This is a genomic window from Mannheimia haemolytica, from assembly GCF_004342115.1.
Classification (GTDB): Bacteria; Pseudomonadota; Gammaproteobacteria; order Enterobacterales; family Pasteurellaceae; genus Mannheimia; species Mannheimia haemolytica.
This window is the reverse complement of record NZ_SMAC01000008.1, coordinates 1-23,240: the sequence shown is the minus strand read 5'-3', so window position 1 is coordinate 23,240 and position 23,240 is coordinate 1. Positions and strand designations below refer to the sequence as shown.

Genomic DNA, 23,240 nt, shown 5'->3' with positions numbered 1-23,240 from the left:
GTTCCTTTAAGTAAAGAGAGTTTCTTAGCTCTCTAAGTAAATTTGTAAATTAGAAACGGTATTCAAAATTAGCCGAGAAGTTACGTCCAGGTTCATAATAGCGTTGTAATCCAGGATAGCCACCGTAAGTTGCATTTTCACGTACTCCAACAGAATTAACGATTCCACCTGTTGTATTTAAACCACGTAAAGTATCCCAAGTATGATATTTACGGTTAAACAAATTATAAATACCGGCACGTAATGTAATATTCTCAGTTGGTTTATAGAAACCGTATAAATCCACAACAAAGGCTTTAGCATTTAAGTGCTTCCAGGTATCTAAACCTGTCTCGTGAGAATATTCAGTACAACGAATGTCATATTCATCCCCCCAATAAGGGTAATACGGATTTGGCGTTCTATCCTCTTTAAGGCATTTTTCCGGTAATGTTTTTAAATATTTTGCATCTTTCGCCTTTTTAGCCCCCAAGAATGTGAAGCGAGAAAATACTCCCCATTTACCTTCAGGTTGTTCATAATCTAAGCCAACTACGGCTTTAATCGGCTGAATAGAAAGTAAATCTGCCCCGTTAGACATACTACCTTTGCTGTAACCGAAGGCTCCAAATAGCTTCCAGCCTTCAGGTATTGGCATAGCTGAATTTAAATTCCATTTACCACTCACTTCTAGCCCGTAGATTTTCGCAGAATCAATATTTTGCATTTGCTGTACCGGGCGCCAAAACTCTCTACCATATGCTTGGTAAACATCCCAGGTTTCTTGCTCCCATAAAAAATCTTTATATTTAGTATGGTGGAAATTAACTGAGAGCAGCCCAACATTGCCACTACCTTGCAAACTTAAATTTTGGCTTAAACTACGTTCCGCTTTTAGGTTTGGATTGGACATCCAAGCTCCTGCAGCATTATCACGGTAATCAAAATACATTTCTGATGCATTTGGAATACGGAAGCCTGTCCCAATGTTATATCCTACTTTCCATGCCTCAGTCAGATGTTTTTCTAAACCGGTAACCCAAGTTAGTTGATTAAATTTCGCATTGTCAGTTTTTACGCAGTTACGACAAACAAGACCATTGAGTTCTTGTTGTTCATACTTCGCCCAATCATAACGAATGCCTAGCGTTGCAATCCAATCATGCGTTAAATCAATCTTATCGTGCAATGAAAAAGTGTGCTGTTTCGTTTTAATTGGGTACATCATCGTAGAATCGGGAGAATTTACCCAAACACCGGATAAATAAACCGAGTCCTTATGTAATACATCGAAATCTCTCTCTGCAGTAGAGGCTTTGAAAGATAGCTGATGAGTCCATTTACCAAATTCTAATGCTTGGCTGTCTAAACGGAAATTTAAGCGTTTCAATTCAGTATTAAAAATACGAATATTATTGTCACTTGGTTTTCTTTGTTTAACAGGGCTCCAGTCTGTTGCATCTTCAGCGCGTGTACCTTCATAGTTATAAGCAGATGTTTCAGTATCTTGATAATCTGCATCTATCTTCGCTAGAGATATCCATTTTGACTCTGGGAAATACTCATAAAAAACATTTACTGTATCACGTTTACTACGGTCTTCCGCTTCACGCCAAAAAGAAGTAATAGTAACGGCTGAATCTTCGATAATATAATTTTTATTATTTTGCCCACTGTAAGAAACACCAACGCGGTGATTATCATTAAATCGATAAGCAAATTTGGCTAAATAATTATGATGATTATGAGTAGAATCATCAGGAGTTTGTTTACTACTGCGTAAAGAGCGAGTTTGTAGAGAATCTTCAGGAAGTGTATAACCTCCTGCACTTTTCATTTCATGCCCATGGCGATTTGAATAAACCAATATCGCCTCAGCTTTCTCACCTAAATATCCAACACCGAATGTATTCAACCATTCATTATTACGAGTACCATATCCTGTGCGATAAAAAGCACCAAATTTATTACCGTTACGAACAATATCATAAGGCTCAAGCGTCCGATAATTAACTCCGTCGCCTAAATTACCACTACCTTGATTGAAAGAATCTGCACCTTTAGATACTTCAATAGTACGAGCTAATTCCGGATCTATAGATTGGCGAGATGTATTTAAATTACCATAGCGTTTATAAAGGGAATTTTCTTCTGAATCAGGAAAAGCGAGACACCATCAATACTTATTCCTACACGGTTGTCTTCCACTCCACGAATAGCAAATCCTTTTTGATGTCTACCTTGGTTAACAATGCCAACATCAGGGCTATAACGAACTAAATCTCGATTATTTTGAATCAACTCTTGCTGAATTATCTCTTTATTTTTCTTTTCTATAGAAGCCTTCACATCTTCTTTAGCAACAACATTTACTTCAGATAATTCCGCTGTTGTTTCTTCCGCATAGGTAGCTTGTGAAGACAAAATGCTACTAACGCTTAAAGCCAATATAGTCGGGCACAATTTTTTAGACTTTATTGAATAAGAGGTAAACACCATGATTCTCCCTAGATAGATTTTTAATATACTTTATTATTAATAATATGTATTATCAGTTACATCACATTTATAGTCAATAATGATTCTCATATGGATTGAAAGTTTTCACTCTTTATAGTAATCTAAAAAACACTATTTAAATTGAGGTATTTTATGACAACCAACCGTCAAGAGGTCTTACAAAACCGTTTAGGTCCAGAAATTGAAGAATTAAAACAACAAATCAAAACTATAATGCTTGCAACCATAGATAAAGATGGTGTACCGAATGTGAGCTATGCCCCTTTTGTAATTAATAACGGCGAATATCAAGTCTTAATCACTACTATTGCCCGTCACGCTCGTAATTTACAAGAGGTGCCAAAAGTCTCTTTAATGCTAATTGAGGATGAAAGTAAGAGCCGTCAAATTTTTGCCCGTCGTCGCTTAACCTTTGACGCAACAGTGCGAATGATTGAACGTACTGATGAGGAATGGAATAATAGCATTGCAGCACTTAAAGCTCGTCACGGCGATTTAGTTGATGAACTGTCAAATATGCAAGATTTCAAGCTCTTTAGCTTTAAGCCAACGGCAGGCTTATTTGTAAAAGGATTTGGTAAAGCCTTTGATGTTGGTGTTGATGACTTAATTAATATCGTTCATTTAGACCAAGGCCACCAAACTGCCTAATTGCGAAATAAACTCACGGCTATAAATAATCCTATTTATAGCCGTTTTTATTGCGACAAGCGGTCAAATTTTTTGGAAAATTTACCGCTATTTTAGTACAATAACGACACTATTCTATGAGCTAAACGCAACTAAAAAAAGGAAATCCTATGCAACCTAAAGCGAAACTCAGAAAAGATTATCGAGCTCCCGATTTCACTATTACTGATATTTATCTTGACTTCCAACTTGACCCAGATCGCACTTTTGTCACCTCAAAACTAACTGTCGTGCGTAAAAATCCTGAGGCGACAACACTTCGTTTAGACGGTCATAGTTTCGATTTCCTTTCGCTTAAATATAACGGCGAGCCGTTTTCCGCCTTTCAAAAAGATGATGAATCTTTAACCTTAAATTTAGCCGATGTGCCTGCCGAGCGGTTCGAGCTTGAAATTGAAACCGCATTAAATCCGGCACAAAACACCTCGTTACAAGGTTTGTATAAATCGGGCGACGGGTTTTGCACCCAGTGTGAGGCTGAAGGTTTCCGCCAGATTACCTATATGCTCGACCGCCCTGATGTACTTGCAAAATATACGACAAAAATCACCGCTAGTAAGAGCAAATACCCGTATCTGCTTTCTAACGGCAACCACATTGCCCAAGGCGACTTGCACGATGGCAGACACTGGGTGGAATGGCAAGATCCGTTCTTTAAACCAAGCTATTTATTTGCCTTGGTTGCGGGGGATTTTGACTTACTCCAAGATAAATTCATCACCAAAAGCGGACGTGAAGTCACGCTTGAAATTTATGTCGATCGTGGAAATTTAGACCGTGCACCTTGGGCGATGGAGAGCTTAAAACGTTCAATGAAATGGGATGAAGAGCGTTTCGGTTTGGAATACGATTTAGATATTTATATGATTGTTGCCGTTGATTTCTTCAATATGGGAGCAATGGAAAACAAAGGGTTAAATATTTTCAATTCCAAATTTGTATTGGCAAAACCGGAAACCGCAACCGATACGGATTATTTAGATATTGAAGCGGTGATTGCCCACGAATACTTCCATAATTGGACGGGCAACCGCATTACCTGCCGTGATTGGTTCCAACTAAGCTTAAAAGAGGGCTTAACCGTCTTCCGTGATCAGGAATTTACCTCCGATTTATGGTCTCGTTCGGCAAAACGGATTGAAGATGTGCGTTTACTGCGTACCGTACAATTTGCCGAAGATGCCAGCCCGATGGCTCACCCGATTCGCCCGGAAAAAGTGATTGAAATGAATAATTTCTACACCGTGACTGTGTATGAAAAAGGGGCGGAAATTATTCGTATGATTCACACCCTGTTAGGTGAAGAAAAATTCCAGCAAGGTATGCAACTTTATGTGGCAAGACACGATGGTTCTGCGGCAACTTGTGAAGATTTCGTTAAAGCAATGGAAGATGCTTCAGGCGTTAATCTTGAACAATTCCGCCGTTGGTATAGCCAATCCGGCACGCCTGAGCTCACCATTTCCGATGAATATGATGAAACCCGCAAGGCATACCGCTTGCATATTTCACAAATGACACCGGCAACCCACGATCAGATGGATAAACTCAATCTGCATATTCCGCTTAAAGTAGCGTTATATGGTGAACAGGACGGTAAACGCATTCCGTTACAATATGAATTATTGACCGTAAGCGATGTGTTAGATGTAACCGCAGAACACCAAACCTTTGAGTTTCATAATGTAACACAACGCCCGGTGCCTGCATTACTGTGTGATTTCTCTGCACCGGTACGGTTAGATTACAACTATACCACCGAGCAGCTTTTAACCTTACTCAAACACGCTGAAAATGATTTTGTACGTTGGGATGCAGCTCAAATGCTCTATACCAATGAACTGCGTGAAAATTTAAGCCGTTATCAGCAACATCAACCACTCAGCTTCTCAGAAGGGTTGGTGAATGCCCTAACGTTCGTGTTGGATAACTCAGCAAGCCTGCCGGAACTAACTGCATTAACCCTCACATTGCCAAAAGAAACCGAGTTTGCAGAATCGTTCAAAACCATTGACCCACAAGGTATTGCGGTTGTGCGTGAATTTATGCAGCATTCCATTGCTCACGCCTTGCAAGATAAGTTATTAGCGGTATATCACCAAAACCAATGCGGGGAATATCAAGTCGTGGCTGAAGATATTGCTAAACGAGCCTTGCGTAATGCTTGCTTAAGCTATTTAGCCTTTACTGATTTAGGCAACGCGTTGGTGCATAAGCATTACAATAATGCCGATAATATGACTGATACGCTTGCTGCATTACAAGCCGTAACCAAAGCCCAGCTAAGTTGCCGTGATGCATTATTAGCCGATTTTGAGCAAAAATGGAAACATGATGGTTTAGTGATGGATAAATGGTTTATGCTACAAGCCACCCGACCGGACGACGATGTGTTATCCATCGTGCAAAATTTAATGGAACACCCAAGTTTTAACTTTAATAACCCGAACCGTTTACGTTCATTAGTAGGTGCATTCTGCGGTCAAAACCCGAAAGCCTTCCACGCCATTGACGGTTCAGGCTATCGTTTCTTGGTAGATACGCTGATTAAACTTAACGAAAGTAACCCACAAGTTGCTGCTCGACTTATTGAGCCGTTAATTAAACTCTCACGCTACGATAACCAACGCCAAACCTTGATGCGTCGTGGTCTAGAACGCCTGCGTGAGCTGGATAATTTAGCACGAGATCTGTTTGAGAAAATTGAAAAAGCGTTAGATTAAACCAAGCAATACAAGCGGTGTCGTTTGCAAATTTTTTTACAAATGACACCGCTTGTTAGTTAATACCTTACCTCAAACCTTTTAAACCTTTCTGAACCAAGATAATCGCTCACAATTACCCGTTCCACCTTTGCAGCAGGTGAGCCTTGTTGTAACCAATTTTCCAGTTGAGCGATTGTCTGTTCATCCGCTTCAGCTACCACTTCTACCGAGCCGTCATCACGATTTCTGACATAGCCTTTTATGCCTAATCGATTCGCTTCCTGCAAGGTAAAAAACCGAAAAGCGACACCTTGAACCCGTCCGTAAACCGAGAATAATTTTGCGACCACTCTTCCCCCATAAAAATAGGCTGCTTATTTTTCAATAAACAGCCCATAATGTCTTATTTCACGATGTAGAGGTTACGCAGTAAAATATCATCTTGCGGATCTTTACCCTCATAGCCTTTCACGTAAGGTTTCACCAAACGTGGGTTTACATAGTTATAAATCGGAATAATCGCATAATCTTTGGCTAACTGCTCCTCTGCTTTTGCATAAGCAGCTGCACGACCAGCTGCGTCTGTCGCTTTGTAAGATTCTGCTACCGCATCATCATAAGCTTGGCTCTTATAAAACGCAGTATTGTTGCTGGAGTTCGATAAGAAATAGTTCACAAAGGTGGTTGCTTGGTTATAGTCTGCCGACCAACCTGCACGAGAAACATCATAATTTGCATTGCGGCGGGTATCTAAGAATGTTTTCCACTCTTGGTTTTCTAATTTCACATCAACAATGCCGTCTGTGCCTTGTTTCCATAATGATGAAACTGCAATCGCAATTTTCTTGTGGTTGTCGTTGGTATTATAAAGAATAGTAAATTTTAACGGGTTCGCTTTACTGTAACCGGCTTCTTCCAATAATTTCAACGCTTTGGCTTTTCTATCTGCCATTGAATCTTTGGAATAAGCAGGTTGCTGGATTTTTTCACCCTCGTGAATATAAGGCGGTGTAAATACATAAGTTGGTGTTTGACCTTGTCCTAGCACTTTATCGGTAATAATGGTGCGATCTAAAGCTAAGTTTAACGCCTCACGCACTTTCACATTATCAAACGGTGCTCGTTTATGGTTAATTTCATAGTAATAAGTAGAAAGGGTTCTTGCCGTAAACACTTCGTTTGGAATCTCTTTTTTCAAGGTTGCAAACTGCTCCGGTGGAAGAGCATAGTTGGTCATATCCAAATCACCGGCACGGTAACGTGAAACATCAGTTGCGGCATTAGCAATGGCTAAGAAAGTCGCTTTATTAATCACGGTTTCTTTATCATTCCAATAATTTTTATTACGCTCAAACACGATTTTTTCATTAATAACGTGATCGGCTAAGGTATAAGCCCCGTTTCCAACCAGATTGCCTTTTTTCACCCACGCATCGCCGTGTTTCTCAACGGTTGCTTTGTGTACAGGTAATAAAGAAGAGTGTGTTGCCAGCTCAACTGCATACGGGACAGGTTGGCTTAACTGCACCTGGAAAGTATGATCATCAATCGCTTTAACTGCCAGTTCCTCCGGTTTTTTCTTGCCGCCAATAATATCTTGAGCATTTTCTACATTGAGATAAGTTAAATAGCTTGAATAAGGTGAAGCCGTAAGTGGATTAACCAAACGCTGCCAAGCAAATACGAAATCGTGAGCAGTTACGGCATCACCGTTTGACCATTTAGCGTCTTGGCGTAATTTGAACGTCCACGTTTTGTAATCCGGTGTATTTTCCCAACTTTCTGCCACACCCGGCTGAATATTGCCGTCAGAATCTTTCGTTACCAATCCTTCAAATAACTGATAAGCAACTTGCGATTCCGGCACGCCCTCAATTTTATGTGGATCAAAACTTGATGGCTCAGAACCATTATTAATCGTAATTTCTTGTTTTTCTGCAAGCGTTGTTCCTTCAGGCACTTTGGCTGCAAACACATTTGCCGATAAGCCTAACACTAATGAGGTTGTTAATAAGGAAAGCGAGAATTTTGACTGCATATTTGATCTCCATTGATGAATATTGGCTTGCAACCAGCCGATTTGTTCTAATTAATTTTTTTAAGTCTAGGCATTATTATTTTGATTGCAAGGAATTTTTTAAAAAAATGTGATAGATATCACCTTTCAATGCAAAAATTGCATAAAAAAATCCCGAAGAAAATAGCTCTATAAACTCTGATAATGGCTAGATAACTTGCTGTAACTTTCTAATTATTCAGAATAATATTCTGCACATTATTAACGAATACTATTTTTAGGCTTATTTAGCAGAATAAAAACCCTTATTTAGCATAAAAATACTGTTTTACTTTCATTTTTTTAATCGTTATATTCACTCCATATCAGCAAGCGGTCATTTTTGCAAAATTTTTTACAAATTTAACCGCTTGTATTAAAAGTTACCCTTTTGAGTTGGAACATTTTATGCAACAAGCCAAAACCCTATATCAAAAACTATTCGACTCACACGTTGTGTATGAAGCCGAAGGCGAAACGCCGATTATTTATATTAACCGCCACTTAATTCACGAAGTTACCAGCCCGCAAGCGTTTGACGGCTTGCGTGTTGCCGGTCGCCAAGTTCGCCAAGTCAGTAAAACCTTCGGCACAATGGACCACAGTATTTCAACCCAAGTGCGTGATGTACAGCAACTTGAAGGGCAAGCGAAAATTCAAGTATTAGAATTAGAAAAAAACTGCGAAGAAACCGGTATCCCACTGTTTGACATCACTAAAAAACAACAAGGTATCGTTCACGTAATGGGGCCGGAGCAAGGCTTAACTTTACCCGGTATGACCATTGTATGTGGTGACTCGCACACCGCCACTCACGGGGCCTTTGGTGCGTTAGCCTTCGGTATCGGTACTTCCGAAGTGGAACACGTTTTAGCCACCCAAACCTTAAAACAGGCCCGTGCAAAAAGTATGAAAGTGGAAGTCCGTGGCAAAGTAAACCCGGGCATTACCGCAAAAGATATTGTGCTTGCGATCATCGGTAAAACAACTATGGCTGGCGGTACAGGCTATGTAGTGGAATTTTGTGGCGAAGCAATTCGTGATCTTTCAATGGAAGGGCGAATGACAGTGTGTAATATGGCGATTGAGTTTGGTGCGAAAGCCGGTATTGTTGCCCCGGATGAAACCACGTTCGCTTACTTGAAAGACCGCCCAAATGCACCAAAAGGTCAAGATTGGGAAGATGCCATTGAATATTGGAAAACCCTCAAAACCGATGAGGGTGCAGTTTACGATGCGGAAGTGATCTTAGAAGCAAAAGACATTGCTCCACAAGTGACTTGGGGAACCAACCCGGGGCAGGTGATCGGTATTGATGATGTAATTCCAAATCCGGAAGATATGGCCGATCCTGTTACTCGTGCCTCTGCGGAAAAAGCCTTAGCTTACATCGGCTTAGAAGCCCATACAGATATGAAAGATGTACCGGTTGATCAAGTCTTTATTGGTTCTTGTACTAATGCTCGTATTGAAGATTTGCGTGCTGCGGCAGCAGTAATGAAAGGGCGTAAAAAAGCCGACAATGTAAAACGTATTCTCGTTGTGCCAGGTTCAGGTTTGGTAAAAGAGCAAGCAGAAAAAGAGGGCTTGGATAAAATCTTCATTGAAGCCGGTGCAGAATGGCGTAACCCGGGTTGCTCAATGTGTTTGGGAATGAACGATGACCGCTTGGGCGAATGGGAACGTTGTGCCTCTACGTCTAACCGTAACTTTGAGGGCAGACAAGGACGTAACGGTCGTACCCACTTAGTCAGCCCGGCAATGGCGGCTGCGGCGGCGGTGTTCGGTAAATTTATGGATATTCGCAAAGTGTCATTAAACGCATAATAGGAGGAAAAAATGGCAGGTATTAAACAACATTCAGGCTTGGTCGTTCCTCTTGATGCAGCGAACGTAGACACCGACGCAATCATTCCAAAACAATTTTTGCAAGCCATTACTCGAGTCGGCTTTGGTAAGCACCTTTTCCACGAATGGCGTTATTTAGATGCGGAAGAGACTCAAATCAACCCCGATTTCGTACTGAACTTCCCACAATATCAAGGTGCAACCATTTTACTCGCCCGTAAAAATTTAGGCTGTGGCTCTTCTCGTGAGCACGCCCCTTGGGCATTGGCAGATTACGGTTTTAAAGTAATGATCGCCCCAAGTTTTGCGGATATTTTCTACAATAACAGCTTAAATAACCATATGTTGCCGATTAAATTAACCGAAGAGGAAGTCGAAGAGATCTTCCAATGGGTGTGGGCAAATGAAGGAAAACAGATCCACGTTGATTTAGAAGCGATGACTGTGACTGTTGGCGAGAAAGTTTATACCTTTGAGTTAGACGAATTCCGCCGCCACTGCTTATTAAACGGTTTGGATAATATCGGCTTAACCCTACAACACGAAGCTGCGATTGCTGCTTATGAGAAAAACATTCCGGCATTTTTACGCTAATTAAAATACAAAAAAACGGCTAACATCTTTAAGGCGTTAGTCGTTTTCTTTTTAGCCATTTTCTTTGGCAATTAGCCTTCTCGGCACTCTAACCAAGGCACATTATTTTTGTAATAAGTTGAAGTAAACTCTCGTGCCACTAACTCTACAAAACTGCCTTCAATCGGCTGATAAGAACGATAACGCACTTCAAATTTTGTTGCTCTTGCATTCAAACTGATGTTGGCAAGATGGTCGAACGGATAAACCTTTCCGCCATCAAGTTGAAAATAGATACCAAAATTCTCTTGCTTACGGCTTTCAGACCAAAGTGGAAAATAGGTTGCCAAATATGAACTGCTGCCTGTTGCAAAATTCTTACAATAATAGCTATAACGCTTAAAATCTTTCGGATTATTCAATTCCGCTTGGCTGATATTCTGTTTCAAATATCCAACCTGTGCTTGTTGCTTAGTTGAGTTTGATTGTGGTGAGGGCGTACAAGCAAATAAGCCAATTGCCACTGTTGCCATTAAAGCAATTTTGAATTTATTCATAAAAATCCCGATAAAATATTAAATTAAATCTGATATTTGCTTTTATCGCCAATATCAAAATGCAGCGGCATTCGCCATTTTTGAATACTCAGCACAAGAAGCAACAAGCCACAGACAAGGCTTAAAATTTGCACCAATAAAGACCATTCTAGTGCAAAAGCAATCCACAATACCGCCACTAAAAGCGGTTGGAAATTTAAGCCGAATACTCTAAAACAGAAATATTCTTTATAGCTTAATCCGCCGATCACCAGTAGCATTGCCCCGAACGCAAGCAAAGGGAAATTAAACACAGCACCAAGTAAGCCAATCCAAGCAGAAAATTGGAAAATCAGGCGAAACGATTTGGCATAAAGATGCAAAGAAGATGCCAACATTGTGCCAGATACTAATAAACCATATTGTGCCGTTTGCGGATAATAAGGCAATAAAAGCAACATCAATGTAGCTAACACAAAACCGCTGCGGTAAATGATGACGGTTAAACAATCCCAAAAATCCATTGGCGATTGAATATGTGGATCTGCCATAACTGCCTCCTTAAACAATAAATTAGCCAATAAACGCAAGGGCTTGTTCCACTACTTCTACACCGGCTCCCGGCTTAGTGGCATTTTCACTTAAATGACGACGCCACTGCCTCGCTCCTTTGCAATGTTGAAACGCACCAAGCATATGGCGAACGATATGATTTAAATAGACACCTTTGGCAAGCTCACGTTCAATATAAGGGAACATCTTTTCCACCGCTTCTTTTGCCGTTACAAGCGGCCGATTTTCATTAAAAATTTGCGAATCGATCTCGCCTAGCATTGACGGGTTTTGATAGGCCTCACGCCCTACCATTACCCCATCAACAAACTGCAAATGCTGTTTAATTTCCTCAATGGTTTTAATGCCGCCATTGATGCTAATCTTTAAATGCGGAAAATCTCGCTTGAGCTGATAAACCCGATCATAATCTAAAGGCGGAATTTCACGGTTTTCCTTCGGGCTTAACCCTGTCAGCCACGCCTTGCGGGCGTGTACGATAAAATCATTGCTATAAGGTTGCACTTTTTCGATAAAATCACACAAAAATTCATAGCTGTCTAAATCATCAATCCCAATACGATGTTTAACCGTGACCGGAATTTCCACCGCATCTTGCATTGCTTTAATACAATCCGCCACTAAATCTGCTTTTGCCATCAAACAAGCCCCAAACATACCGTTTTGCACTCGGTCTGACGGGCAACCGACATTTAGATTAATCTCGGCATAGCCTCGCTCTGCCACCAATTTGGCACAATGAGCCAACTGTGCCGGGTCGCTTCCACCCAGTTGCAAAGCCACCGGATTCTCGCTCGGATCATATTCCAACAAATCATATTTGGCGTGAATAATCGCCGGGGCGGTGATCATTTCGGTATAAAGCAAGGCTTGACGACTAAATTGGCGATGAAAATAGCGGCAGTGACGGGTTGTCCAATCTAACATTGGAGCAACCGAAAAACGTCCACGGTAAAAAGGTTGAATTTCGTTAGTCATAAAAATATCAAAATAAAGCGGTAAAAAATCAGTAAAAAATAACCGCTTGTAAGCGATTCAAAACAAGCAGCCATCATACTCGAAAAAGCCAGATAAACATAGTTTCCTCAAGGCTTCCCCATCTATCTGTGCACTTTTAAAACAACCTTAAAACACAATATATAGTGTTTCAACATCAAATCACACACAACATATTGAAGCAAAAATTTACAAAATTATTTTTCTTTATAAATCAATAAGCTACCAAAGACCAATAAAAAAGAGTGTTTGTCAAGACTTGTCTTGAAACTTTTTTTGCATACAATCATCTACCAGTTCCAAACATAAACTTTAAGATAGAGCCTACGAATATGTCTAGAAACCTCTTCCAAAAACGCTTAAATATTAAGCCGTATGAGTATCCTGAGCTTCTTGAATTTAAAGATGCAATTCGCCATTCTTACTGGTTACACACCGAATTTAACTTCACCGGCGATATTCAAGACTATCGCACCACCATTAACGATCACGAACGTCACGTGTTAACCCGAGCAATGCTTGCGATTTCACAAGTAGAAGTGAATGTAAAACGTTTCTGGGGCGAGCTATACCGCTATTTCCCAAAACCGGAGATGGACGATGTAGGCGGTACTTTTGCTGAAAGTGAAGTTCGCCATAAAGATGCTTACTCGTTCCTATTGGAAAAATTAGGCCTAAATGAAATGTTCAGTCAAATTCATGAAATTGAACCATTAATGAACCGCATTCGTTATATGGAAAGTTTTATGAAAGATAAAGATGCTGGCAAAGGCGAATTTGTTTTATCGTTAGTGCTGTTCTCTTTATTTGTTGAGCATATTTCATTGTTTGGACAGTTTATTATCATGATGTCGTTCAACAAGCATAAAAACCTGTTTAAAGGGATTTCCAATGCGGTTGAAGCCACCTCAAAAGAGGAAGAAATTCACGGTAAATTCGGAATTGCGTTATACGAAATTTTACGTGACGAACACAGTGAACTATTCACACCAGAATTTTTTGAAGATTTGCAAACCTTGGCAAATCAAGCGTTTGAAGCAGAACGTGGCATCTTAGACTGGATTTTCGAAGAAGGTGATTTAAGCTTTATCACCAAAGCGACGGTAGAAAATTACATTAAAAACCGTTACAACAATTCTTTAAGCATTTTAGGGTTAGAGCCGCCACACGACATCGACCCTGAATTCTTAAAAGAGACTGAGTGGTTTGATATTGAAATTCTTTCAACCAAAGAAACCGATTTCTTTAACAAACGTAGCACCGATTATTCTAAAAAAATGAAACAGATTACCGCAGATGACTTATTTTAATACAGACCGCCCGGACTTCCACTGGCTTAATGAAGACAGCCGTTTATTCTTACAACGTGGCTATTTATTGGAAGGAACAACCGCATTAGACCGCATTCGTTTTATTGCCGAACACGCAGAGCGAAAACTCGGCATTGAAGGCTATGCCGATAAATTCTATCACTATATGGCAAGAGGCTACTTCTCGCTTTCTTCGCCAATTTGGTCAAACTTTGGCTTAGATCGTGGCTTACCGATTTCTTGTTTCGGTAGCTACATCGGCGACTCTATCCATGAAATTATGGTGACTACCGCTGAAGTGGGCATGATGAGTAAAATTGGCGGTGGTACTTCGGCCTACTTTGGCGATATTCGTCCGCGTGGCTCGTTAATTAAAAACAACGGTAAATCAGACGGCTCATTTAACTTCAGTAAATTATTTGACACTGTGATTGACGTGATTTCACAAGGAACATCACGCAAAGGTCAGTTTGCCGGTTATATTGATATTGAGCACGGCGATATTGACGAATGGCTGGATATTCACACCGAAGGCAACCCAATTCAATTAATGTATTACGGTGTGTGTGTCGGTCACGATTGGTTAGAGTCAATGAAAGCCGGCGATCCATACAAACGTCAGCTTTGGGCAAAATTGTTACAACGTAAAACCGAAACCGGTATCCCTTATTTATTCTTTAAAGACAATGCCAACGCAGGTCGTCCTGATGTATATAAAGATAAAAATATGACGATTCACGCCTCTAACTTATGTACTGAAATTATGTTGCCTTCCAGCAACGAAGAAAGTTTCGTATGCTGCTTATCGTCTATGAACCTACTCTACTTTGATGAGTGGAAAGATACCGATGCACCAGAAACATTAACCTATTTCCTCGATGTTGTAATGAGTGAATTTATTGAGAAAAGTCAATCAATTCCATTCTTAGACCGTGCAAACCGCTTTGCCCGTCGCCATCGTGCATTAGGTTTAGGCGTGTTGGGCTGGCACAGCTATCTACAGGCAAATAATATTGCCTTTGACAGCTTCCAAGCGATGCAAAAAAACAACGAGATTTTCAAAACGCTTCAAGCAAAAACCTTGAAAGCCTCGCAAGAATTGGCTCAACGCTTCGGCGAGCCGGAAATTTTAGAGGGCTATGGTCGCCGTAATACTACATTAATGAGTATTGCTCCGACTAAATCCAGTAGCTTTATTTTAGGCAGTGTGTCGCCATCGGTAGAGCCGTTTAAATCCAACTACTATGTAAAAGATTTAGCGAAGATCAAAACCGTGTATAAAAACCCGTTCTTAGAGAAATTACTCCAAGAAAAAGGGCTAGACACCGAAGAAATTTGGACGTCTATTTTACAAAATGATGGCTCGGTTCAGCATTTGGAACAGCTTTCCGAGCACGAAAAAGAAGTATTTAAAACCTTTGCCGAAATCAGCCAATTAAGCGTGATTCAGCAAGCTGCTCAACGTCAAAAATATATTGACCAAGGGCAAAGTATTAATGTGATGATCCACCCAGCCACACCGGCTCGTGATCTTAACCAATTATACTTAACAGCAGAAGAGCTGGGCTTAAAATCCATCTACTACCAAAACTCAATGAGTGCAGCACAGGTATTTAACCGTAACCTATTAAGCTGCTCAAGTTGCGAAGGGTAAATAATGGGAAATTTATCGCATACTTCACCTAATACTATTGTTGAAGTTGTTGGTGAATTTCCTGAAATAACATCTAGTGGGTATACCTTTGATAAAGGTCCTATTCAATTAAGAATCGGCAAACATACTGCTCCAAATAAAGGCTTTGGTGTAAAGCATATTGAAGCCGAGCATATGCAAGAAATTCTTAATCTAGGATTTACATCAGTTAATGAATTTGTCAAAGCTATCATAGTAGAAAACGCTAAAATTTTTTGCGAATTCTCAGATTTAAAAGGCAATCATCGCCCTATTATTCTGAAAGCAAGTATTGGCATTGTGGTTCTAGAGCGTAAGTTTTTGGAAAGCGGTACGATATATTCAGTTGTAACCGCTTATAGAAGAACAAATCCCCACGGAATACAAATAGGCACTATGAAATAAAGTACGTTAGTGTTATAATCAGTTCCACGCAAGAGCATTTGTAGAAAATAACAGGCGGATTTGGTTTTCTACTGTGGGCGGCAGGTTTCCGCTAACCTGTAATAGCTATTTAATTTTTATATTAAATCCTGAACTTGAAACAGACTAAGGGATTGCTGCGGTAGCTAAGAATACAAACCTCTCTATAATCATATAGAGAGGTTTTTTCTTATTGATGAGCACAAGTTAAGATAATTATTTACTCTCCCGACATAACTTCAAGGTAGCTTGAATCAGCTCAAAAGCTATTGTGCCTTGTTGTGGGATTTCAGGTAAGCTTTCCTCACAGTCGAACCATTTTGCATCGCAGATTTCTTCTTCCTGTAGCTGAATTTCACCGCTTTCATAATCCGCTAAAAAACCTAGCATTAATGAATTGGGAAACGCCCAAGGTTGGCTTCCAAAATAACGCACATTTTTCACTTTAATGCCCGTTTCTTCAAACACTTCACGATGCACCGCAGTTTCTACCGCCTCACCGGCTTCGACAAAACCGGCTAAAGTGGTATAAATTGTGCCTTTATGGCGTAGATGATTGGCTAGTAGGATTTGTCTGCCTTTTCGCACCGCCACAATAATTGACGGGCTAATCGTTGGGTAAGCTCGATTGCCACACGCATTGCAGTAAATTGCAATTTCATCGCTTGCCAGTATGGTTTTCTCGCCACATTTTCCGCAAAATTGGTGAGTCTGAAAGAAATGGTTAAGCGAAACAGCTCGATGCAACAAATGAGACAGTTCGGGTGGTCGGTTAATTTGGCTTCTTAAATAAGCAAACTCTCGCTGATTATCCGATTCTAACGCCTTCACCAAATAAGCCGGCGAGCCTTGATATTGCCCGATGGTTAATTTCTCACGTCCACTTAAGCCCAGCTCTTCCGCACTTCCGAATGGAATTTCCCCAGCCTCCAAGGCAATATCAAAATCGCTGACGATAATCCAATATCCTTTATTCATCTTTCAATCCTAATTGTGTAAACAACTTACGTTTTTCATTTTCAGATAGCACTTGAAACTCACCACAGCCTAAATTGCCTAATCTAAACTGGCCTATCCCAACACGAATTAACCGTAAAGTCGGGAAACCGATATGTGCAGTCATTCTTCTGACTTGGCGATTTTTCCCTTCAGAAATAATCAATTCTATCCAGCTGGTCGGAATGGTTTTCCGCTCACGAATTTGCGGGGCGATATGCCAAGCAAAATCGGGCGTTGCTATTGCTCTGACTTTCGCGGGCTTGGTCAAACCATCTTTTAACTCCACCCCTTTTGCTAATTTGGCAAGATCTTCCGGTTGTGGAACACCCTCCACTTGTACCCAATAGGTTTTCTGCTTGTCAAATTTCGGGTGAGCTAAACGGTGCTGGATTTCGCCATTATTAGTCAAAAGCAACAATCCTTCACTGTCTCTATCTAGCCGCCCGACCGGGTAAATATTGGGCATCGTAATAAAATCTTTTAGCGTTTTTCGCCCCTGTTCATCGGTAAATTGGGTTAGTACATCATAAGGCTTATTGAGTAACACAAGGGTGGTTTCCGCAAAGGTAAGCGGTCGTTTTTGCGGATTTTTTTGCAAATTTTTAGCGAAATTTGACCGCTTGTTTGTCATTCTTTTAAAGGTTGGTTGTTTCATTTTTTCAGGTTCGCCCACGCAACAGAAAGTAAAATAATTAAGCCACCGATAATCATTTTAAGGGTTGGCACTTCATTAAAGCAAAGCCACGCGATCACAATCGCATACACCGGCTCGAGGGAAATAATCATTGAGGCAGTACGGGCGTTGATGGTATCAAGGCTTGAAATAAACAGCGTATAGGCAAGGGTTGTACATAAAAAACCGATACAGAAAATCCAAAACCAATCTTGGGTGGAAACGCTTGGAAATTCAGTGATGGAGAGAGGCAACAGAAAAAGTGTAGCAAAAATATACTGCCACCAGCTTGCTTGCACACCGGAAATTTTGCTCATGGTACGGCGATTCGCTACCGCCAAAATACCATACACCAAAGCAGATAACACGCCCCACAATAAACCTTGAGTGGCTTGATTACCAAAAGTAAATTCAGGGGTAACTAAAATTAAACCAACCGTGATGGCAATTAATAGCACCACTTCACGAAAGCGTAATTTTTCACGGAAGAACAGGCTTTCAAATAACGCCACAAATGCCGGAAAGCTGGCAAAGCCTAAGGTTGCTACCGCCACACCACCTACTTTAACCGCCACAAAAAAAGTAACCCAGTGGGCAGCTAATAAAGCTGCAGAAAATGCAAGTTGAGCCATTTGCTGTAAGTTGAGCTTTACAAGCGGTTGTTTTTTCCATAAAAAATACAAAGAGATGATAGCAAAAGCAATCATCACTCGCCCAAGCACAATGGTTTCAGCCGAGCTTTGAATTAATGCTCCGAAGATCACCGAGGCACCAAATAAAACCGCTGTGCCGTGTACTTTAAGTAGTGCAAGTGTTCTTTTCTCCACTATTTGATCCTATTATGTTGATCTTGCTCGTCCGGCTTGCGTTCAAATTCTGCATCAAACGTGTTGCTATCTTGCGCAGATGTAGCAGAAAAAGACGAAGTTTGGGCGGTAAAATGCATAAACACCTTATTCTTTACGCTATTAATTACGAAGGCTTGAATCCATTTTCGGCTAAAGGGTAACACGCATAAAATCGCTAAAATATCACTTAAAAAGCCGGGAATAATCAGCAAAATGCCGGCTACAATAAACATCACCGAGTTGCCGACTGCTTCAGTCGGTATCTTGCCTTGGCTTAAATCTTGCTTGATGGAAAAGAGGGTATAAACGCCCCTTAACTTCACAATCCATAACCCTAAAAATGAAATCACGACCAGTAACAAAATCGTGGGTAACACGCCAATGATCGAGCCAATATTCACCAGCAGCGAAATTTCGCAATAGATATAAAAGAAAATACCAAACAGAATCGCTAAAATAGGCATATTATCCTCCCAACGTTGCGGCAGCGTTTGCCGTCAGATTTTCTGCCCCATTGGCTCGCATGACAATATTGTCTTCGGTACGAATCCCGCCAAAGGCTTTGAAAGCCTCAATTTTCTGCCAGTTAAAGGCAGAAGATAAGGCACTGTTTTTCCAAGGCTTAAGTAGCATCTCAATAAAATAAAAACCCGGCTCAATGGTAAGCACCATATTTTCCTGTAGCTCACGGGTACAACGCAAACTTGGGTAAACCTCTGGAGGAGCTTTATGGCTGCCTCGGGCATTTTGCTGAAAACCGCCCACATCGTGCACTTGAATACCCAATAAATGCCCTAGTCCGTGTGGGAAGAACGTACGGCTAATCCCTTGTTCAAAAATTTGCTCGGCTGAAAGATGAATAAATTGATGTTCCGCTAATAATTGCGAAATCATCTGCTGCATTCGGGTGTGATAATGCAGGTAGTTCACCCCAATACTCAGCTCAGCAATAATCTGCAACTTCAACTGTTCCATTTTCGCCACCAGCTCGGCAAATTCAGAACCGCTGTCAAAGGCATAGGTGCGGGTGAGATCGGAGGCATAACCATTTACCGTTGTGCCGGCATCAATTAAAAAACTGTGGCGTTTTGCGTGGGTGTCAAAATCTAACGCCGTATAATGTAGCACCGCACCATTTTGATTAATCGCCACAATATTGCCATAAGGAACATTGAGATCAGATTGCTGCGTCGCTTTCAAATATTCAAGGTTGATTTCAAATTCGCTTTTGCCGACAAAAAATGCCTCTTTTGCTACTTGATGCCCTTTTAAGGCTGAAAATTGGGCTTGGTAAATACTTTCAATTTCAAACTCCGTTTTGATGGAGCGGGCAAAATTCAGGCTATTCAGCACTTTCTGCGGATTAATATGGCTAAAGCCTAACTTTTTGGCTAGCTCAACATCTTCACCGATAAAGGCACAAGCGGTCGGATTTTGGATAAAGGTTGCAATTTCATTCTCTGCTCTCAACAAAACCCACTCAAATTCCGCAGCGAAAAAGGCCTCCGTTGGCACTTTTAGAGTGGAAACCCAATAATCTTCAGGGGCATAAAAATAGATTTTCGGCTTATTTTTGCCATCTAAAAATAACCAGCAATTTTCAGCTTGGGGATATGGGAAAAAGTAATTAAAATAAGGGTTAATTTTAAACGGGACGGTTTGATCGTCTAAAAATAAGGTTTTTGCCTTGCCGGCATAAATCCATAAACCGTCTAAAAAGGCATTTTCCAGCAAGCTTTGCACTGTCTGTTGCAAACGTGCGAGATGCGTAGAGAATAGATTTTTCATAAGGAATAAAATGACTCAATTAACTGTAAATAAAGAATTAGATACCTTGGGGCTACGTTGCCCAGAGCCGGTGATGCTCACCCGTAAAACAATCCGTAATATGGAAGAGGGAGAAATTTTGCATATCATCGCCGATGACCCGGCCACTACCCGTGATATTCCGAGTTTCTGCGAATTTATGGATCACCAATTAATTCAAAAAGAGGTGGACTCCACCCCATACCATTACTGGATTAAAAAAGGCTTGGAATAAACCACAAGCGGTCGATTTTAGCCATAAAATTGCAAATTTATGCACAAAATCGACCGCTTGTTTTAATTAATGACGGCGAGGTTCGTCCTCAAAATCGTCATTTTCATCATCGAAAAATTCACCGTCATCGCCGTACTCATCTTCATCAGCATTCGGATCTTCAAAGTAGGTTCCCCAGCCCTCATACTCCGCACCGGCTTTTTCAATTAATGGCAGTAACTCTTTTTGTTGTGCGGTAATGAGATCCGCATTCAAGTGAATTTCGCTCACAATGTCGCATACAAAAATCACTTTACCATTTTCGTCTTCCACTTCTTCCGCTTCGGAAATTTCATAGCCCAGCTTATAGGCATCAACTACTAATTTTTCCAATTTATCAAAATCGTGGTGAGCAACGTGGTGTTCAATAATATAAAGGGCTTCAGGGTCTGAACCATCGGCTAATAATGATGAAATGGTTTCATCGGTTTCTGTGCGTAATTCATCGAGATTGTACATATTGAATTCCTTACTTATTCTGTGATTAATTTTGGTGCAAACCAGCTATCTAATTTGTTCGACAGCTTATCAATACCGATTTTATTCAGTGCGGAATAAGCCTCTACTTGGATATCACCTTGGAATGGTAAAATCGCTTCTCTTACCATTTTTACCTGCTTAGAGCGTGCCGATTGGCTTAACTTATCCGCTTTGGTCAACAGCAGTAACACCGGCAAGTTGGCTGACACTGCCCATTCAATCATCTGTTGATCTAAATCTTTCAACGGGTGGCGAATATCCATTAAAATCACCACACCGCCTAAACATTCACGCTTTTGTAAATACTCGCCTAATGCTTTTTGCCACTGGATTTTCATCTGTTCAGGTACTGCTGCATAGCCATAGCCAGGTAAATCCACTAATTTACAATTCGTTTCAACCTCAAACAAGTTAATCAACTGCGTTCGCCCCGGTGTTTTGGAAGTTCGGGCTAAACTTTTTTGGTTAGTTAAAGCGTTCAAAGCAGTCGATTTACCGGCATTTGAACGCCCGGCAAAAGCAATCTCCACACCTGTATCTTCAGGTAAATGACGAATATCCGGTGCTGAAGTTAAAAAATGGGTTTTATGATAGTTTAATTTCATTTTATTCTCTAAATTTAAAAGATAAGCCTTGCTCGCCATATTGATTCGGTTCAGGATTACCGGCAAATACACCCCATTCTAAAAAGAGCAACATTCCAATAAATGCCGGCATCACCTGTCCAAGCAATATCTGCATAATTCCTTGTGAATAAGGAGCTGCAAGATAACAAATAATCGGCACTAATGCCATTAACAGGGCTTTTGCCGAACGATTTCGGTCGTGTAATCGTTTAATAATAATAGCAGACAGGCTAAATCCTGTAATTATAAGCGGTAGCACACTCAATAAAGACAATTCAGCCAAATTTATCCACATAGCAACCATAAACAGGAAAAGAAAGTGGATTCCAAATCCAATCCAAAAACCTCGTCTATTTAGCCTACCGTTAAAACTAAAAAGTGCTTTATACCAACTCATTTTCTACCCTAAAGTTACATCAAGTACCATCATTACTACAAAGCCTAACATCAGGCTTAAAGTCGCAATATCAGTATTTCCCGAACTTTGCGATTCCGGAATCAGTTCTTCTACGACCACAAAAATCATCGCTCCGGCAGCAAAGGCAAGAGCATAAGGTAAAATAGCCGTCATCGACAGCACAAAAACCGCCCCAATCACCGCCGCAATAGGCTCAACCACTGCTGACATAGAGCCATACCAAAATGCTTTCTTCCGACTATGCCCTTCGCCTCGAATTGGCAATGCAAGTGACGAGCCTTCGGGAATGTTTTGTAACCCTATTCCGATTGCCAAACCGATAGCTCCCATAATGGAAGCATCTACGCCTGAAACTTGGGTTGCCAAAGCACCGAAAGCCACCCCTATGGCTAATCCTTCTGGAATATTATGAATGGTAATCGCAAGAAAAAGCAAAGTAGATTTTGATAAGCCTTGTTTAAGTTGATCATTTCCTTCAGCTTGCTCAATCGGCTTACTCAAGTGCAAATGCGGCACAACATAGTCAATTAATCGAATAAAAGCTCCACCGGCAAGAAAGCCAATCGCTGCAGGCAGCCAAGCTAAAGAGCCATAATCCGCCTCGGCATATTCTAAAGAAGGTGCAAGCAAAGACCAAAACGAGGCTGCAATCATTACACCCGCGGCAAAGCCCATCATACTGTCTAATAATTTTCGATTAACCGATTTAAAAAAATAGACAAATGACGAACCGAAAATCGTACAACCCCAAGTAAATAAACCCGCTAAAAAAGCTTGCCATATTGGAGAAAGTGAAAGGAAATATTCAAACAAGAAATAGTACCAGCTAAAATAAATATTGGCTCATTCTATCAAAGATTCAGGGTTATTAATATAGTGTAGCCAAAGGCTCAACGAAGATTTCACTTGTAAAACTTAGCAAGAAAATAACCGCTTGCATTTCCCTTTCATAAATACAATGAAAATCCTAACAAGCGGTCATTTTCCGTGAGTTTTTTATCTTTACCACAACAACAAAAAACCGCCTGTATCTCTACAGGCGGCTCTTTCTTGGATTACTTGTACTTTGTTTATTTGTACTTATTTTGCTTTTGCTTAAGTTTTCGCTTTTGTAACTTTTAGCTTTCGCTTAAGCTCGCTTAAATTAAAACCCGACGATGCTCTACTCTCACATGGCGAATCACCACACTACCATCGACGTTACTGCGTTTTACTTCTGAGTTCGGTATGGGGTC

24 protein-coding genes and 1 rRNA gene are annotated in these 23,240 nt (G+C 40.6%); 8 read left to right on the top strand and 17 right to left on the bottom strand.

Features of this window, described 5'->3' with window-relative positions:
- Positions 1–49: 49 nt before the first annotated feature.
- Together EDC41_RS03905 and EDC41_RS13660 are read right to left on the bottom strand one after the other, a co-directional pair.
- Entirely contained in the window at positions 50–2,077 is a 2,028-nt protein-coding gene (locus EDC41_RS03905; protein ID WP_230269122.1) for a TonB-dependent hemoglobin/transferrin/lactoferrin family receptor, read from the bottom strand.
- 17 nt (positions 2,078–2,094) lie between these two features.
- Positions 2,095–2,478, bottom strand: coding sequence for a TonB-dependent receptor plug domain-containing protein (locus EDC41_RS13660; RefSeq protein ID WP_006251760.1), 384 nt, complete (start codon positions 2,476–2,478; stop codon positions 2,095–2,097).
- Between the two features lie 153 nt (positions 2,479–2,631).
- Here EDC41_RS13660 and hutZ point away from each other — a divergent pair, with 153 nt between their 5' ends.
- Positions 2,632–3,150 (top strand): heme utilization protein HutZ, encoded by a 519-nt coding sequence (gene hutZ, locus EDC41_RS03900; RefSeq protein ID WP_006251759.1) that lies wholly within the window; start codon positions 2,632–2,634, stop codon positions 3,148–3,150.
- Positions 3,151–3,299: 149 nt separating this feature from the next.
- A complete protein-coding gene (pepN, locus tag EDC41_RS03895; protein ID WP_006251758.1) occupies positions 3,300–5,912 on the top strand; it encodes an aminopeptidase N in 2,613 nt (870 codons plus the stop codon).
- A gap of 59 nt (positions 5,913–5,971) precedes the next feature.
- Here pepN and EDC41_RS03890 read toward each other — a convergent pair whose 3' ends face one another.
- Both EDC41_RS03890 and EDC41_RS03885 read right to left on the bottom strand, forming a co-directional pair.
- The gene (locus EDC41_RS03890) at positions 5,972–6,244 is read right to left on the bottom strand and encodes an acylphosphatase (RefSeq protein ID WP_006249326.1); all 273 of its coding nucleotides are present in this window, start codon (positions 6,242–6,244) and stop codon (positions 5,972–5,974) included.
- Between the two features lie 53 nt (positions 6,245–6,297).
- Positions 6,298–7,932, bottom strand: coding sequence for an ABC transporter substrate-binding protein (locus EDC41_RS03885; RefSeq protein ID WP_020831124.1), 1,635 nt, complete (start codon positions 7,930–7,932; stop codon positions 6,298–6,300).
- A gap of 426 nt (positions 7,933–8,358) precedes the next feature.
- Between EDC41_RS03885 and leuC the strand changes: the two genes are divergently transcribed.
- Together leuC and leuD are read left to right on the top strand one after the other, a co-directional pair.
- The gene (gene leuC / locus EDC41_RS03880) at positions 8,359–9,777 is read left to right on the top strand and encodes a 3-isopropylmalate dehydratase large subunit (RefSeq protein WP_020831122.1); all 1,419 of its coding nucleotides are present in this window, start codon (positions 8,359–8,361) and stop codon (positions 9,775–9,777) included.
- Between the two features lie 12 nt (positions 9,778–9,789).
- Positions 9,790–10,392 carry a 3-isopropylmalate dehydratase small subunit gene (gene leuD / locus EDC41_RS03875; protein ID WP_006249786.1) on the top strand — a complete coding sequence of 201 codons (603 nt, stop codon included), beginning with the start codon at positions 9,790–9,792 and terminating at the stop codon, positions 10,390–10,392.
- 71 nt (positions 10,393–10,463) lie between these two features.
- Here the strand turns inward: leuD and EDC41_RS03870 are convergent, their stop codons facing one another.
- From EDC41_RS03870 to dusA, 3 genes are read right to left on the bottom strand one after another with little or no spacing between them, the layout of a single operon-like run.
- Entirely contained in the window at positions 10,464–10,928 is a 465-nt protein-coding gene (locus tag EDC41_RS03870) for a hypothetical protein (protein ID WP_006249785.1), read from the bottom strand.
- Positions 10,929–10,951: 23 nt separating this feature from the next.
- On the bottom strand, positions 10,952–11,458 hold the full coding sequence (locus tag EDC41_RS03865) for a DUF2301 domain-containing membrane protein (protein WP_006251755.1): 507 nt from the start codon (positions 11,456–11,458) through the stop codon (positions 10,952–10,954).
- 22 nt (positions 11,459–11,480) lie between these two features.
- Positions 11,481–12,458, bottom strand: coding sequence for a tRNA dihydrouridine(20/20a) synthase DusA (gene dusA, locus EDC41_RS03860; protein ID WP_006251754.1), 978 nt, complete (start codon positions 12,456–12,458; stop codon positions 11,481–11,483).
- 350 nt (positions 12,459–12,808) lie between these two features.
- On the opposite strand from dusA, the gene EDC41_RS03855 reads away from it, so the two are divergent.
- Genes EDC41_RS03855 through EDC41_RS03845 form a run of 3 tightly spaced genes read left to right on the top strand, consistent with a single transcriptional unit; the run spans position 12,809 to position 15,863 of the window.
- A complete protein-coding gene (locus EDC41_RS03855; RefSeq protein ID WP_006251753.1) occupies positions 12,809–13,786 on the top strand; it encodes a ribonucleotide-diphosphate reductase subunit beta in 978 nt (325 codons plus the stop codon).
- A complete protein-coding gene (locus EDC41_RS03850; protein WP_006249789.1) occupies positions 13,773–15,440 on the top strand; it encodes a ribonucleoside-diphosphate reductase subunit alpha in 1,668 nt (555 codons plus the stop codon). The genes EDC41_RS03855 and EDC41_RS03850 overlap by 14 nt, the downstream gene beginning before the upstream one ends.
- Before the next feature lie 3 nt (positions 15,441–15,443).
- Entirely contained in the window at positions 15,444–15,863 is a 420-nt protein-coding gene (locus tag EDC41_RS03845; protein WP_006249790.1) for a hypothetical protein, read from the top strand.
- A gap of 234 nt (positions 15,864–16,097) precedes the next feature.
- Here the strand turns inward: EDC41_RS03845 and nudC are convergent, their stop codons facing one another.
- Genes nudC through pepQ form a run of 5 tightly spaced genes read right to left on the bottom strand, consistent with a single transcriptional unit; the run spans position 16,098 to position 20,189 of the window.
- Positions 16,098–16,859, bottom strand: coding sequence for an NAD(+) diphosphatase (nudC, locus tag EDC41_RS03840; RefSeq protein ID WP_006249791.1), 762 nt, complete (start codon positions 16,857–16,859; stop codon positions 16,098–16,100).
- The gene (locus tag EDC41_RS03835) at positions 16,852–17,511 is read right to left on the bottom strand and encodes a pseudouridine synthase (protein WP_162832621.1); all 660 of its coding nucleotides are present in this window, start codon (positions 17,509–17,511) and stop codon (positions 16,852–16,854) included. The genes nudC and EDC41_RS03835 overlap by 8 nt, the downstream gene beginning before the upstream one ends.
- 20 nt (positions 17,512–17,531) lie before the next feature.
- Positions 17,532–18,380 carry a DMT family transporter gene (locus tag EDC41_RS03830; protein WP_006251751.1) on the bottom strand — a complete coding sequence of 283 codons (849 nt, stop codon included), beginning with the start codon at positions 18,378–18,380 and terminating at the stop codon, positions 17,532–17,534.
- Positions 18,380–18,865: an FxsA family protein gene (locus tag EDC41_RS03825; RefSeq protein ID WP_006251750.1), complete on the bottom strand. Its 486-nt coding sequence runs from the start codon at positions 18,863–18,865 to the stop codon at positions 18,380–18,382. The genes EDC41_RS03830 and EDC41_RS03825 overlap by 1 nt, the downstream gene beginning before the upstream one ends.
- Position 18,866: 1 nt before the next feature.
- Positions 18,867–20,189, bottom strand: a complete 1,323-nt coding sequence (pepQ, locus tag EDC41_RS03820) for a Xaa-Pro dipeptidase (RefSeq protein WP_041447983.1) — start codon at positions 20,187–20,189, stop codon at positions 18,867–18,869.
- A gap of 10 nt (positions 20,190–20,199) precedes the next feature.
- Here pepQ and tusA point away from each other — a divergent pair, with 10 nt between their 5' ends.
- Complete coding sequence (gene tusA / locus EDC41_RS03815; protein ID WP_006249796.1) at positions 20,200–20,442, top strand: sulfurtransferase TusA; 243 nt, start codon at positions 20,200–20,202, stop codon at positions 20,440–20,442.
- Positions 20,443–20,508: 66 nt separating this feature from the next.
- Here the strand turns inward: tusA and rraB are convergent, their stop codons facing one another.
- The 5 genes from rraB to rrf form a co-directional block, all read right to left on the bottom strand.
- Positions 20,509–20,940, bottom strand: coding sequence for a ribonuclease E inhibitor RraB (gene rraB / locus EDC41_RS03810; RefSeq protein WP_006249797.1), 432 nt, complete (start codon positions 20,938–20,940; stop codon positions 20,509–20,511).
- A gap of 14 nt (positions 20,941–20,954) precedes the next feature.
- The gene (gene yihA / locus EDC41_RS03805) at positions 20,955–21,566 is read right to left on the bottom strand and encodes a ribosome biogenesis GTP-binding protein YihA/YsxC (RefSeq protein ID WP_006251748.1); all 612 of its coding nucleotides are present in this window, start codon (positions 21,564–21,566) and stop codon (positions 20,955–20,957) included.
- Position 21,567: 1 nt separating this feature from the next.
- Positions 21,568–21,984, bottom strand: coding sequence for a DUF805 domain-containing protein (locus EDC41_RS03800; RefSeq protein WP_006249799.1), 417 nt, complete (start codon positions 21,982–21,984; stop codon positions 21,568–21,570).
- Between the two features lie 3 nt (positions 21,985–21,987).
- Positions 21,988–22,818: a ZIP family metal transporter gene (locus EDC41_RS03795; protein WP_006251746.1), complete on the bottom strand. Its 831-nt coding sequence runs from the start codon at positions 22,816–22,818 to the stop codon at positions 21,988–21,990.
- Positions 22,819–23,154: 336 nt separating this feature from the next.
- A 5S ribosomal RNA gene (rrf, locus tag EDC41_RS14120) occupies positions 23,155–23,240 on the bottom strand; the annotation flags it as partial.